The organism is Chryseobacterium bernardetii, assembly GCF_003815975.1.
Lineage (GTDB): Bacteria > Bacteroidota > Bacteroidia > Flavobacteriales > Weeksellaceae > Chryseobacterium > Chryseobacterium bernardetii.
Window position 1 is genome coordinate 4800739 of the sequence record NZ_CP033932.1, and the last position, 13331, is coordinate 4814069.

General features: G+C 37.4%; 13 protein-coding genes. 1 reads left to right on the forward strand and 12 read right to left on the reverse strand.

The window, feature by feature from the left end:
• Window positions 1–14: 14 nt before the first annotated feature.
• The 9 genes from EG339_RS21865 to EG339_RS21905 all read right to left on the reverse strand — a co-directional run bounded on the left by EG339_RS21865 (window position 15) and on the right by EG339_RS21905 (window position 10981).
• Window positions 15–2816, reverse strand: a complete 2802-nt coding sequence (locus EG339_RS21865) for a hypothetical protein (protein ID WP_228459062.1) — start codon at window positions 2814–2816, stop codon at window positions 15–17.
• A 9-nt stretch (window positions 2817–2825) separates the two neighbouring features.
• The gene (locus EG339_RS21870; protein ID WP_225718614.1) at window positions 2826–3626 is read right to left on the reverse strand and encodes a WxL protein peptidoglycan domain-containing protein; all 801 of its coding nucleotides are present in this window, start codon (window positions 3624–3626) and stop codon (window positions 2826–2828) included.
• A gap of 78 nt (window positions 3627–3704) precedes the next feature.
• A complete protein-coding gene (locus EG339_RS21875; RefSeq protein ID WP_123872114.1) occupies window positions 3705–4250 on the reverse strand; it encodes a peptidoglycan-binding protein LysM in 546 nt (181 codons plus the stop codon).
• A 192-nt stretch (window positions 4251–4442) separates the two neighbouring features.
• Window positions 4443–4988, reverse strand: a complete 546-nt coding sequence (locus tag EG339_RS21880) for a peptidoglycan-binding protein LysM (protein ID WP_123872116.1) — start codon at window positions 4986–4988, stop codon at window positions 4443–4445.
• A gap of 343 nt (window positions 4989–5331) precedes the next feature.
• Window positions 5332–5877 carry a peptidoglycan-binding protein LysM gene (locus EG339_RS21885; RefSeq protein ID WP_123872118.1) on the reverse strand — a complete coding sequence of 182 codons (546 nt, stop codon included), beginning with the start codon at window positions 5875–5877 and terminating at the stop codon, window positions 5332–5334.
• Window positions 5878–6079: 202 nt separating this feature from the next.
• Window positions 6080–6622, reverse strand: coding sequence for a peptidoglycan-binding protein LysM (locus EG339_RS21890; RefSeq protein WP_123872120.1), 543 nt, complete (start codon window positions 6620–6622; stop codon window positions 6080–6082).
• A 246-nt stretch (window positions 6623–6868) separates the two neighbouring features.
• Complete coding sequence (locus EG339_RS21895; RefSeq protein WP_123872122.1) at window positions 6869–8995, reverse strand: type IA DNA topoisomerase; 2127 nt, start codon at window positions 8993–8995, stop codon at window positions 6869–6871.
• Window positions 8996–9220: 225 nt separating this feature from the next.
• Window positions 9221–10096 (reverse strand): pirin family protein, encoded by an 876-nt coding sequence (locus EG339_RS21900; RefSeq protein ID WP_123872124.1) that lies wholly within the window; start codon window positions 10094–10096, stop codon window positions 9221–9223.
• Window positions 10097–10222: 126 nt separating this feature from the next.
• Window positions 10223–10981 (reverse strand): response regulator transcription factor, encoded by a 759-nt coding sequence (locus EG339_RS21905; protein WP_123872126.1) that lies wholly within the window; start codon window positions 10979–10981, stop codon window positions 10223–10225.
• Window positions 10982–11123: 142 nt separating this feature from the next.
• Between EG339_RS21905 and EG339_RS21910 the strand changes: the two genes are divergently transcribed.
• On the forward strand, window positions 11124–11780 hold the full coding sequence (locus EG339_RS21910; RefSeq protein WP_123872128.1) for a DUF1349 domain-containing protein: 657 nt from the start codon (window positions 11124–11126) through the stop codon (window positions 11778–11780).
• A gap of 47 nt (window positions 11781–11827) precedes the next feature.
• Here the strand turns inward: EG339_RS21910 and EG339_RS21915 are convergent, their stop codons facing one another.
• From EG339_RS21915 to EG339_RS21925, 3 genes are all read right to left on the reverse strand, one after another.
• Entirely contained in the window at window positions 11828–12412 is a 585-nt protein-coding gene (locus EG339_RS21915; protein ID WP_123872130.1) for a Crp/Fnr family transcriptional regulator, read from the reverse strand.
• A gap of 10 nt (window positions 12413–12422) precedes the next feature.
• Complete coding sequence (locus EG339_RS21920; RefSeq protein ID WP_123872132.1) at window positions 12423–12734, reverse strand: hypothetical protein; 312 nt, start codon at window positions 12732–12734, stop codon at window positions 12423–12425.
• Window positions 12735–12799: 65 nt separating this feature from the next.
• A complete protein-coding gene (locus EG339_RS21925) occupies window positions 12800–13147 on the reverse strand; it encodes a cupin domain-containing protein (protein WP_123872135.1) in 348 nt (115 codons plus the stop codon).
• Window positions 13148–13331: the final 184 nt, after the last annotated feature.

Genomic DNA, 13331 nt, shown 5'->3' on the forward strand with positions numbered 1-13331 from the left:
TTATTCTTTTAAATTTAAAACTTTTTCACCTTAATGGTGGTGTCTTTCTTCTTATATTCAAAAACCACGGTTTTTGAGTAACCTTCCTTCGTCACCTGAATAGTTTGGGTAGGTTGTGTATAGCTGTATTTATCATTTTCAATATAGAGGTCGTATTTTCCATCTTTCAAGAAAAATTCAAACTCATTTTTCTGGTTAACTACGGCAGTATAGATCGTATCATCTTCACTTTTTGCATACACCACGATTCCTGTTACATCCGTCTCCACCGTATCGTAGGCTTGTTTGATCTCTGTTAATTTCCCGCTTACCCTGATGTTTTTTACCAAGCTTACTTTGCGGTTAATATTGTTATGTACCATAATGACAGGGTCCATCATTAACCGGGCGCCCGCACTTTCGTTCACTTTCAGGGTGTAAGTACCTTCGGGCACATTCTGAAAAACTACTTTTCCATTCTTATCTGTCATCGCTACATAATTGTCCAGTTTTACAATTTCATTAGCAAGTACTGATTCGCCGGACTCCAGAAGTCCATTGAAATTTTTATCTTCAAAGAACTGGAATGTCACTTTATAATTTCCGAGAGCCGTAGCTGTAGTAAAATATTTTTTAATCCCCACTCTGAACTGGTAATAACTTCCACTGCCTGCATATTCAGCCGTAGATTTATAACCTGAAAGATTAAAATAACCTGTAGTGGACCAGGAAGGTGAAATCTTATATTCCAGGTTACCGGTGATATTGCTGTTTAAGTTTTTATAAAGTTCCGAATAGAAGGTTCCGGCTGAAAAAGATCCGGTGAGATTATGATTAAACATCTGGAAATTATATGAGGCATATACATTGTAGTTGGCGAAATTACGGTTTACCTCGTAATAAGAATTTAAATCAAAGACACTGGTTGCGTTCCATTGGGCTGTTCCGTTGAGTGAGAATGATTTATACCTGTAAGATAAAGTTGCTTTCAGACTGTTGAACCATTCCGGCTTATTGTTATCTTTTGAATAAGAATATTCTGCCGTCAGGTTCAATCCGTGGCCACCTAATGTAGTGCTTATATTGGCTTCCAACCGGTAAGAAAAAAGTTCCTTCGATGTGTAAAAATTAGCTGTTTTTTGCCTTTCAACCTTTGGAGAAAGTAGAAAATTCCACTTGTTTAAAGAAAACTGATACCCTAATCCCAAAGCTTCTGTACTGTTGAAATAATAACGCAAATTAGCAGTATTCCCAGGCTGGATTGGCTCACTCTGGAAACTCAGGAACTCAGGTTCTACCTGCGAATTCTGATACTGTATAAAAGCTCGCTGAGAATCAGAAAATTGGTGGCCGATCCTCTGATTTGAAAAAAAGGATCCCCGTTTGATCCCTGCATAACTTTTAGTGGCAAAGGAATTGACAGATTGTATATCCCATTTCCCTATTTTCCCCTCATAATTAGCTCCCATTGAAGCTCCTGCGTTCTCATCTTTGTTCACAAGACCTTTTTCATGGCTCAGACCTACTTCCGTACGGATGGTGTGTTTATCGTTAATTAAAAATGATGTTACCGCGTCCGCTACCTGCGTCTCTACGTTAAAGCGCGGATCATGATCGAATATATAGGAAACTTTCCCATTAAAGGATTTAGTATTTCCAAAACTGTATTTTGCCCCCACCACGGTAGATCCTTTTGTTTGTTGGAAATAAGTACCGTACAGGTTATAATTATTTTCCAGCGCAAGAATTTCCATCTGATTATTTTCACCAAATTTGGCAGAAACTTTCCCTCCTCTCCCGAAAACCGGATAATCGTAATCGTTACTATTAACATTTCCAATCCGTAACGCCGTATTTTTTCTCTCGAGTTCCAGCCAGGTATCATATAGATTATATCGGCCGTCCAGATAGTAATCTGCACCAATATTGAAGCGTGATTTCAGATTCTCAGTCACCCGGAACGCTGTATTTCCTCTCAATTGAAGATAATTGAAACCTGAGCTGTTTTCATTATAACTAATTTCCGCGAAATTACTTCCGCTCACCGCTTCGTTTCCACGGGCAATTTGCCTGTTGTGTGATAAAATAACCAAGTAGAGCGTGTTACCTCCTGCTATTTTATTATCAAGCAGGTCTGTGACGGTTGCATTAATATTAAATTCCGGATAAAGTGTATTCTGTTTTCTGACCGCAATTTTGATCTCAACCGTTTGTTTTTCTAAACCTTCCAGAGATACGGTTTGCTGTTTTGGCATTATCTCCAAACCATCAGGAATAGACTGCAAATCAATCTTAACGGTTCTTTTACTATAACCTTGGTTTTCTACAATCAGCTGAATTGAGGATTGGGGTAAAGCAGGGTTAATGAAATTTTCGTATGTGGATGTATAAATTGCGATGTTTTTGTTTTCTTCTTTAGCAACGAAGAACGAGGCACTTTCAGTTCTGGTGACCGTTGGGGTAACGTAAGAAACCTGAAACTGGATCTTATTGGATCTCAGTTTCATAAAATCCACGTTGGCGATCAGTTTTACAGGAAGATTTTTAGACTGGCCCGCACCTAAGGTAAAATCATTCTTAGGATAGAAAAGCAATCCCGGATATTTTTCCTGAGGTATGATATTCTGAATGATAATCTCCTCAGAACTTTTATTTTCAATGACCAGGAAATTGGTAAAAGTAGAGCCCTTCTGAACAGCTACACTGTCATTTTCAAAATGGATTTGGATATCCTTCCTTTCCTGCGCAAAGGCCAACGAAAAGTGCAGAAGAACAAATACAAAAAATAAGATTGTTCTTCTTAGCACTGATATTGATATTCCATTCTGTGGTTTCAAGGCTTAATTTTAAAATTTGAAGTTTTTTTCTCCTACGCGTAAATCATTGGATTCTGCCATTTTGATAATAGCCACACCAAGGAAATTCCCTGAAATGTTCTCCGGTAAAGGAAACTGAACGACCTGATTGGTATCCGGAAGCATGGAGATAGAAATTGCGGGTAATTTTATTTCCTTCCCACTGTCTGTATCAGTGAGTTCAAACGTAACGGTGGCATCATTAACGGTGTTTCCATCATTATGAATGCTTACTGCGACTTTTCTGTTCGCTGCATTCGCATTATTCATCTCTGAAATATTGGTAATATCCAAACTTTTTACCTGATTTCCAGGTGGAGTATAAAAGATGTGAAGTCCCACCTCAAATAAGGTGATAATACCAATACCATTCTGAATACGCGCTTTATCTGCCTGCTGAGGAAGTTGGGTAAAAAATAACATACTGTTCGTAACAGCAGACGTTGATGCGTTTGCCGGAATCTGCATGGTTACAACAATCTCCTTTGTACTTTTTGCAGGAACTGTTACAGTGTTTTCTAAGGTAGACATCCATGAGGCATTGGAAGTTTTTGAACTGCCAGCTTCAAGATAAACCTTATTTCCGTCTTCTTCTCTAAACCAATCTTTATAGTTGAGATTAAAAACATAATCTTTATCCGAACTGTTTTGAAGCGTAACTGTCCGTGTCACTTTTTCTCCTGGTTTACCTGTGAAAAACAAGCGTGTAGGCGACATGGAAATACTTTGTGCCAGAAGTGAGGAAGACCCTGTAAGGATAAAGAAAATGAAAAGGTGAATAAACTTGTGCATGGTGTAAATAGTTTAATAGTAACAGATTCTCAAAACTACTGAAAATGTATCAAAAGGAACCTTCAAACTAAAATTTTATTATAAAGCAGTCGCGGTATAAGTTACCGTTTGCGTATAAGTTCCGGCTGGTTTACCTAACATATCAGAAGATGATGATTTGACTGCTGGAATGATGTAGTCCAGATTCAGTGTTAATGCACTTCCAAGAGGAGCATTGGCCACTAAGGTTCTTTCTCCTGGAGATAAAACCACATCGTTTTTTGTTCCGCCCATATTTCCAGGAGCTGCTGCAGCTTTGATTGTCAAAACATCTGCAGGAATTGAGTTTGAACCATTGACGAAAGTCGGGCCACCTGCTTTTACCTTTACATTAAAGTTCTTTGTGGAAGTAACTTTTAAAGAGTTGGTTTTAGTAATCGCTTGATCAGAATTATAGTCTGCTGCAGTAACATAGTTAAAGACAACTGTACCACCACTTGCAGTACTTCCTGCGTCCATAGAGATTACATCGTTCAGGGTAATGCTTACGGTATTGGTTGCGGTTGTATTTTGAGCTTGAACATGATTAGTTCCTAGTATGATCTCTCCAATAGTTAAGGTTATGATTGCGATTTGTTTTGTCATGGCAGTAATATTTAATTGTTATTCTTGTTTAATTGTTCTCTTTGAACACTACAAATCTACAGCAGGGATAAAAGCTTCTTTGTAGTGGAAAACGGAAGTTCATGTAGTAAAATAACTACACCGTTTATTCATATGGATTAAATAGCCCTCAACACTTAAAAGTTTGAGGGCTTATTATAATTGCTGTGTTTTTTATAAAGCAGTCGCGGTATAAGTTACCGTTTGCGTATAAGTTCCGGCTGGTTTACCTAACATATCAGAAGATGATGATTTGGCTGCTGGAATGGTGTAGTCCAGATTCAGTGTTAATGCACTTCCAAGAGGAGCATTGGCTACTAAAGTCTGATCCGTTGCAGATAAAACTACTGCGCTTTTTGTTCCACCCATGGTTCCGGCAGCTGTAGCTGCTTTGATCGTCAAAACATTTACAGGAATTAAGTTGGTTCCATTCATAAAGTTAGCACCCCCTGCTTTTACTTTAATATTAAAGTTCTTTGTGGAAGTCACTTTTAAAGAATTAGCTTTAGTAATCGTTTGATCAGAATTATAGTCTGCTGCAGTAACATAATTAAAGTCAACCGTATTACCAATTGCAGTACTTCCTGCATCAATAGAGATTACATCATTCAGGGTAATGTTTACGGTAGTGGTTGCAGTTATATTTTGAGCTTGAACATGGTTAGTTCCAAATATGATTGCTCCAATAGTTAAGGCTGTGATTAAGATTTGTTTTTTCATGATGGTAATATTTTATTGTTATTTTTTACTTAATTGTTCCTTTTGAACACTACAAATCTACAGCGACGATAAAAGTTTCTTTGTAGTGGAAAAAGGAAGTTCATGTAGTAAAATCACTACACGGTTTATTCATTTGATTTAAAAAGAAAAGCGCTCAATACTTTGGAAGTACTGAGGGCTTATAAATTCCTGTTATACCATAGATTCTGCCTTACAGCTGACAGATACTTATTCCCTGATTTTGAATTTCTCTATAACGGTATCAATACACACAAAATCAAAGGCCTCCTGAGGAAGCCTTCGAAACACCAAATCACAAAATATTAATATGAAAAAAATTAACTTATAAAGCAGTCGCTGTATAAGTTACTGTTTGCGTATAAGTTCCGGCTGGTTTACCTAAAATATCAGAAGATGATGATTTGGCTGCTGGAATGGTGTAGTCCAGATTCAGTGTTAATGCACTTCCAAGAGGGGCATTGGCTACTAAAGTCTGATCCGTTGCAGATAAAACTACTGCGCTTTTTGTTCCACCCATGGTTCCGGCAGCTGTAGCTGCTTTGATCGTCAAAACATTTACAGGGATTAAGTTGGTTCCATTCATAAAGTTAGCACCCCCTGCTTTTACTTTAATATTAAAGTTCTTTGTGGAAGTCACTTTTAAAGAATTAGCTTTAGTAATCGTTTGATCAGAGTTATAATCTGCTGCAGTAACATAGTTAAAGTCAACTGTATTACCAATTGCAGTACTTCCTGCGTCAATAGAGATTACATCATTCAGGGTAATGTTTACGGTAGTGGTTGCAGTTGTATTTTGAGCTTGAACATTGCTAGTTCCTAATATGATTGCTCCAATAGTTAAGGCTGTGATTGCTATTTGCTTTGTCATGATAGTAATATTTAATTGTTATTCTTGTTTAATTGCTCTCTTTGAACACTACAAATCTACAGCGGGGATAAAAGCTTCTTTGTAGTGGAAAACGGAAGTTCATGTAGTAAAATAACTACACGGTTTATTCATATGCTTAAATAGAAAAGCCCTCAACACTTTTGAAGTGTTGAGGGCTTTTCTATTTAAAAACTGGTATTATTTACAATGCTGTGGCAGTATAAGTTATTTTTTGGGTATAGGTTCCCTGTGGTTTTCCCAACAGTATCTTGGATGCTTTTTCCGCCGAAATAAAGTAGGCAATATTTAAAGACTGTTTAGTACCTAAACTTGCATTGCTCACCAACACCTGATCTGTTGCAGATAAAGTGACCTCATTCAGGGTTCCCGTCAAACTCCCGCCCGGTATTGCTTTTATCTGTAAAATATCTACAGGAATTACATTGGCTCCGCTTACAAAGTGTGTCCCTTCAGATTTTACTTTTACATCAAAGTTTTTGGAGGAAATAATGACTAAACTGTTGGGAATGGTCACATTTTTCGATGAATTATAGTCTTTTGTGCTCCCATAACTAAAATCTACAGCGCCTTTTGATGCAACAGTACCAATGTCCATTGCAATAACATCCGATAAAATAATATTTACTGATGTACTCACCTGCTCTGAATTTTGTGCCATAAGCTGGTTGGTTCCTAAGGCATTTGCCCCCAGAGACAGTGCAGCGATAAAGATTTGTTTTTTCATGATTAATAAATTAAAGAGCTGTAATAAAATATTGTCATTAAAAACTAACTATAAATTTAACAACATTATCTGACATTACCAAAGCATTTTTTTAAGTATTGCCATCATAAAGTTTACAGATATTCAATCTAATAGAGTTCGTTTTTATTGAGACTTTTCCAGAAAATTATTATGTCTTCAATTGTGATAATAGAGAAAGTAACAGGTTATCAAGTTATATAGAACAATGTCTCATTAGCGAAACGATCAGCCAAGCTGTACCTGAAAGTCATCACTCAAAGTCAGAATACCTTCTGTAAGGCCTTCCGGATGAGCGCTAAATCCTTTCAATTTTGAGGTTTTCCCTTTTAAAACAAGGTCTAAAAGCTGCTTATCAGATAATTTTTTCCCGAAGATTTCAAAAGTAATCTTAAATCCGCAGTTTTTGAAGTCAGAACAACCAACAGCGGTTTTACCTTTAATCAGGGTATGTTCCTTACACTTCGGACACTTTGTTTCTTCCCAGGACTGGAGTTCTTTCTTCTGGGCAGGTTCTCTTTTTTTCTTTTCCTTTACCTCTTCTTTTTCTTCGTCCTGCAGGGTAATTACTTTTCCTTTTCCATAAACAACTTTATCAGTGAGTTCTGTTACCATCTGGATCAGTTCTTCTTTGAAAAGGTTCGCTTCATACTCACCTTTTTCAATCTTACGAAGTTTAGATTCCCATTCACCTGTAAGTTCCGGGCTCTTTAAAAGTTCGTCCTCAATGGTATCGATAAGCTGAATTCCTGTTTGGGTGGCGATCAGATTTTTTCTTTTCTTTTCAATATATTTTCTTTTGAAAAGGGTTTCAATGATGTTCGCCCGGGTAGATGGCCTTCCGATCCCGTTGTTCTTGAGCATTTCACGTAATTCTTCATCCTCAACCTGTTTTCCGGCAGTTTCCATGGCTCTCAGCAAGGTTGCTTCTGTATAAGGTTTTGGCGGGGTGGTTTTTCCCTGGTGGATCATTGGATCGTGTGGCCCTGTTTCTCCTACAATAAATTCAGGAATGGTCTGTTCTTCCTCCTTTTCTTTTTCCTTATCGGTAGATTCTTCTTTGGGTTCTTTGGCATAAACGGTTCTCCATCCCGGCTCCAGGATTTGTCTTCCACTGGTTTTGAAAGGGATGGTTCCCACTTTTCCTTCTACAAGGGTATTTGAAATTTTACATTCCGGATAAAAAACAGCAATAAAGCGTTTCGCAATCAGGTCATAGATAAGCTTTTCTTCCCTGCTCAGGTTTTGAGAAGGCGGCACTTCTGTAGGAATGATCGCATGGTGATCGGTTACTTTGGTATCGTCAAATACTGCTTTCGATTTTGGAATCGGAGCTTCCAGCAAAGGAGCAATCAATTCCTGATACGGATACATTTTTCGAAGAATACCTTCTATTTTCGGATATAAACTATCTGATAAGTAGGTTGTATCCACACGCGGATAGGTTACATGCTTCTTTTCATAAAGACTCTGCACATAATTCAGTGTATTTTCTGCAGAATAGCCATATTTTTTGTTGGCTTCTACCTGTAACCCGGTTAAGTCGAAAAGTCTTGGATTCTTTTCTTTTCCTTCTTTAATTTCGAAAGAAACGATCTCAAAAGGGTTTACTTTAAGGTATTCCAGCCCTTTTTCTGCTCTTTCTAGTGTTTTCAGACGATCAATTGCTGCATTGAAAATTACATCACGGTATTTGGTTTTCAGTTCCCAATATTCTTCTGTGGTAAAGGCATCAATTTCTTTCTGGCGCTGCACCAGCATAGCCAACGTAGGGGTCTGTACCCTTCCGATGGAAAGTACCGCTTTATTCCCCCCAAATTTTTTGGTGAAAAGCCTTGTTGCATTAATTCCCAATAACCAATCTCCAATAGCCCTGGCATTTCCGGCCAGATAGAGATTTTTATAATCTTCCGCAGGCTTCAGGCTTGCAAAACCTTCTTTGATGGCATCTTCCGTTAATGAAGAAATCCATAAACGCTGAACGGGCTTGTTGCATTTTGCTTTCTGCAGTACCCAACGCTGGATGAGTTCTCCCTCCTGCCCGGCATCCCCGCAGTTAATGACCTCATCACATTCCTCCACTAATTTTTCGATAACTTTAAACTGGGTTTCCACGCCTTTATTCGGGATAAGCTTGATACCAAAACTGCTGGGAATAATAGGTAATGAAAATAAGTTCCAGGATTTGAACTGCGGACTGTAATCGTGAGGTTCTTTTAAGGTACAAAGATGTCCGAACGTCCATGTTACGCAATAGCCGTTCCCTTCCATATAGCCTTGTTTAGATGTGGTAGCACCTAATACTTTGGCGATATCTCTGGCAACACTTGGTTTTTCGGCAATACATAATTTCATGAACTCGGGTTTAATGAAGGAGTGCAAAAATCGGGATTTTTTTTGGATTTTGCTAATTTTAGTTTGAAGCCGGGAAAGGAAAGAAGAAAGTTGCCTGGTTTGTAAATGACCATTATTTTCATCTTTTTTGAAATTACATTATGCAAAAAAGCCCCCTTAAAAAAGAGGGCCGGATCAACAATATTAATGAAACTAGTTCATTATTCTTTTTTATCAGAAATTTTCTCACATCGTCATAGGAACTTCCATAAGAAGAATTTCTGTGTTTTCTTTGGTGGCTTTTATATTTAAATCTTTAATATCCCATACTCCGAAACCATCTCTTTCGCTTATTTGCTGACCTTCGATTTTGGCGCTTCCTTTAATGATAAAGGCATAAACTCCGTTTCCTTTCTTTCGGATCTGATAGTTAATCTCTTTTCCCTGGTCAAAAGTTCCCAGGTGAAACCACGCATCCTGGTGAATCCAAACGCCTTCATCATCAGCATTTGGGGAAAGAATCTGCTGGAATTGGTTATGGCTTTTTGTTTTATCTAAAGTAATCTGATCATATCTTGGCGTTACATTCCTTTTTTTAGGATACACCCAGATCTGAAGAAATTTCACCAACTGATCACTGTTTTTATTGAACTCACTGTGCATGATTCCTGTTCCGGCACTCATCACCTGGATATCTCCACTTTTGATAACAGCTGTATTTCCCATGCTGTCTTTATGCTCCAGATCACCTTCTAAAGGAATACTGATGATTTCCATATTATCATGGGGATGGGTTCCGAAACCCCGGCCTGCTTCTACTCTGTCATCGTTCAAAACCCTCAATACTCCGAAGTGCATTCTTTCGGGATTATAGTAATTGGCAAAACTGAAGGTATGCTGGCTCAATAACCAGCCATGATCTGCCTTTCCTCTTGAATCTGCTTTATGAATAACAGAATTTTCTTTAATTTTCGAGTCTGTATTAGGCAAATGATTATATCCTATGGGCTCTAGCGGCTCTATTTCGTCAATTTCATTTTGCATGGTATTTCCCAGAGAAGCAGATGCTACAAACATTCCTGTTCCGAGTAACCCTTTTTTTAAAAAATCTTTTCTGTTCATATCTCAATTGGTATTTGTTTGTTTTGATATGACAAATTTAGACCAATGAAAGGAGCTGTACATTTAACTAGTTTAATAAATGACCTGAAGAAGAATATTTTTTTCCCGATGCAATTTTATTTTTATTTAAACCAATTCCATTGCTTTGGCCAGTCTGTAAGCTTCAATTGAGTTCTTTACCTGCAGCTTCTGAAGAATATTTTGCCGATGTCTGTTGACAGTATTCAAGCTGATTTCAAGTGACTCTGCAATTTCTTTACTCATTTTTCCATGAGCGATCATCAACAGCACCTCTTTCTCCCTTGCCGATAACAGATCTCTATATTTAAATTCATTATAATACAGTGTAGTGCCATTCATAGAATTAATAATGACCCCATTCTCGTGAAGCAGGGTATTCACATTGTTTCCGGATACATTATAAATACAAAGTGCCAGTCTCACATTCTCTTCCTCTACAGCATAGAACATCCGGTGCAATACCGTGAGATATTCCCCTGAACGGCTGCGCATTCTAAGGTTAACAGCCATATAATAATCCATCCGTTCAGCCATGGGAATCTCTTTCAAAAAATGAAAAAAATAATGTTCCAGAATCTGCTTTTTTCTTACATCTTCAGGGTGCATTTTATTAAGGATATCATCTTCCCATATAGAAGAGATCTCTGTTTCTTCCCCCCTACGATCATCCCCGATCAGCGAGCTCATACCGCCATAGTGAATGACACTTTTTCTGGTTTTAAGGTCTGTCAAAACACAGATCGCATTTTCAATTTCAGAATACATTTTTGCAATCGTCCGGTATTTTAGCCAGATCCCGGAGACGCCTTCATTTTCAAAAGACTGGTTTAATAACGCTTTATCAAGCTTAGCTTTAATATTCATTGTATGGTTATTTCTAACTATTGAATTCTGTTTTTGGGGAATTTACCTTTGTAAATATAGATTTTTTAATGGTCATTCAATGAAACGGAACATCAGTTTCAAGCAATAACCTTCTGTTTTATACTAAACTTTATATTTTTTAATGAAAAAATTATTATTAGCGACCTCTCTGTCTTTCATGACGGGGTTTCTGCATGATGTCAGAGCACAGCGTTTAGAGAAAATGAATTGGTTCAATGAGCCTGAAAAATGGGAAATAAAAGACAATTCATTATTGATGTTCGTTACTCCGCAAAGTGACTATTGGCGGATTTCTCATTATGGATTTACGGTGGATGATGCTCCGTTTTATTATTCTACCTATGGTGGGGAATTTGAAGTTAAAGTCAAAATTACAGGTGATTACAAAGCCCGGTTTGATCAGATGGGGCTGATGCTTCGTACAGATCATCAAAATTATATCAAATTTGGAATTGAATATGTAGATGGAAAATATAACTTAAGTACTGTAGTTACCCACACCACAAGTGACTGGAGTGTAATAGAACTTAAAGAAAAACCACAGGCTGTATGGATCAAGGCAATCAGACGTTTGGATGCTGTTGAAATCTTCTACTCTTTTGATGACAAGAATTATATTATGATGAGAAATGCTCATCTGCAGGACAATACGCCCGTTATGGTAGGCTTGATGGCTGCCTGTCCGGATGGAAATGGTTTCAATGCAAAATTCGAACATTTTCAGATCAAACACCTTCCTGATCAGAGAAGACTGGAGTGGCTGAATAAAAATAAATAAGGTCTGACCCTTGTCAAGATTTAAAACTTTGGTAAGGGTTGGTATTTCTACTTTTCTTTTGAAGCCAGACGTTTTCTGATGGTACTTACAAATTCTTTTGAAACACCGAGATAAGAAGCAATATAATATTGTGCGACTCTTTGCGGAATGGAAGGGTATACTTTGATAAATTCAAGGTACCGGTTGGAGGCAGATTTGGAGATGGTGTCTACCAATCGGCTTTGAAGGGTAGTGAGATTTCTTTGTACCAGCATTCTGAAAACTCTTTCAAACTTAGGAACCTCATTTAAGAGTTTTTCTTTTGTTGTCGGATTCAGCATATAAATTTCTGAGTCTTCAAGGGTTTCAATATAGACTTTGGAAGGTTTCTGTTCCTGAAATGAGGCTATATCACTAATCCACCAGTCTTCAATGGCAAACAGTAATGTGACTTCTGTTCCATTATCATCCAGACAATACATCCTCAAACATCCTTTGTGAATATAACCTTCAAACTGACAGATCTCTCCCTCTCTTAATAAAACTGTCTTTTTGGGAAATTTCTCACACACCAGTAAATCTGTAAAAATTTTCTCTTCTTCCGGTGTGAGAGTGATGAATCTTGTAATGTTTTTGATAATGTTTTTAAACATGGAGTAAAATTTACTCCTGCAAATTAGGAAAAAGACTGTAAACTTCGTTCTTTAAAAGCCCACTTCCGCCTCCGTAATGGTCAATTACTTTAACATCTTTATCTAAACCGGCACAAAATACTTTCACATCTTTTTCAAACCGGTCCTCCAATCCTGAACTCAGAAGCACAATATCTACATGGTTTTCTGTGATATATTCATAACAGAAGTCCTCATCACTCTGGATTTCGGCCGTCCAGCCTTCATTGTTTTCAATAATTCTTTTTAATACATCCAGAATTTCCTGATTCTTTCCTATGACTAAAAAATGCAGTGTTTTCATAATAAAATTTAAGGTTTATGGCTCTAAGTCTAAAGTTAACAGTTGAGCGCTGAAGATCATCCTTTTTAAATATAAATAAACAGAGATTTTCTCTCTTTAGGCTCCAGATTTTTTGTTTTATGTCCTTTTCCTGTAGTATCTTCTACCAGAAGAATTTCCCCTGTCTGGAATTTCCTTTTCTCACCCAGTGAAGTTTCTATTTCCACTCCGCCATCCAAAAGTACAATATATTGTTTTTGTGGTGCACAATGAAAATCGTAATCATAGTCTGCAGAAACTTTTCTGAACTGTAACTTTTTAACCGCACGTGTTTCAGAAAGGAAACCGATATCTCCCTGATTGACAAGAGGAATTTCAATGGTTTCAAAATGAGTTTCTCCTTTTTTATCACTGAAGATTTTTGTGATATTCATTGTTTTATTTTTAAGGATTAATGTTCAACTCTTTATTTAGATTCCTATCTTTTTCTTCTTATATATCGCGGTTTGAGCAGATCCAGCAGATTTTTTCTACCACAGATAGCACAGGTTTTCACGGATGATTATGCATAAAGATCTGCGTCATCTGTGAAATCTGCGAGAGATTATCGTTGAGATT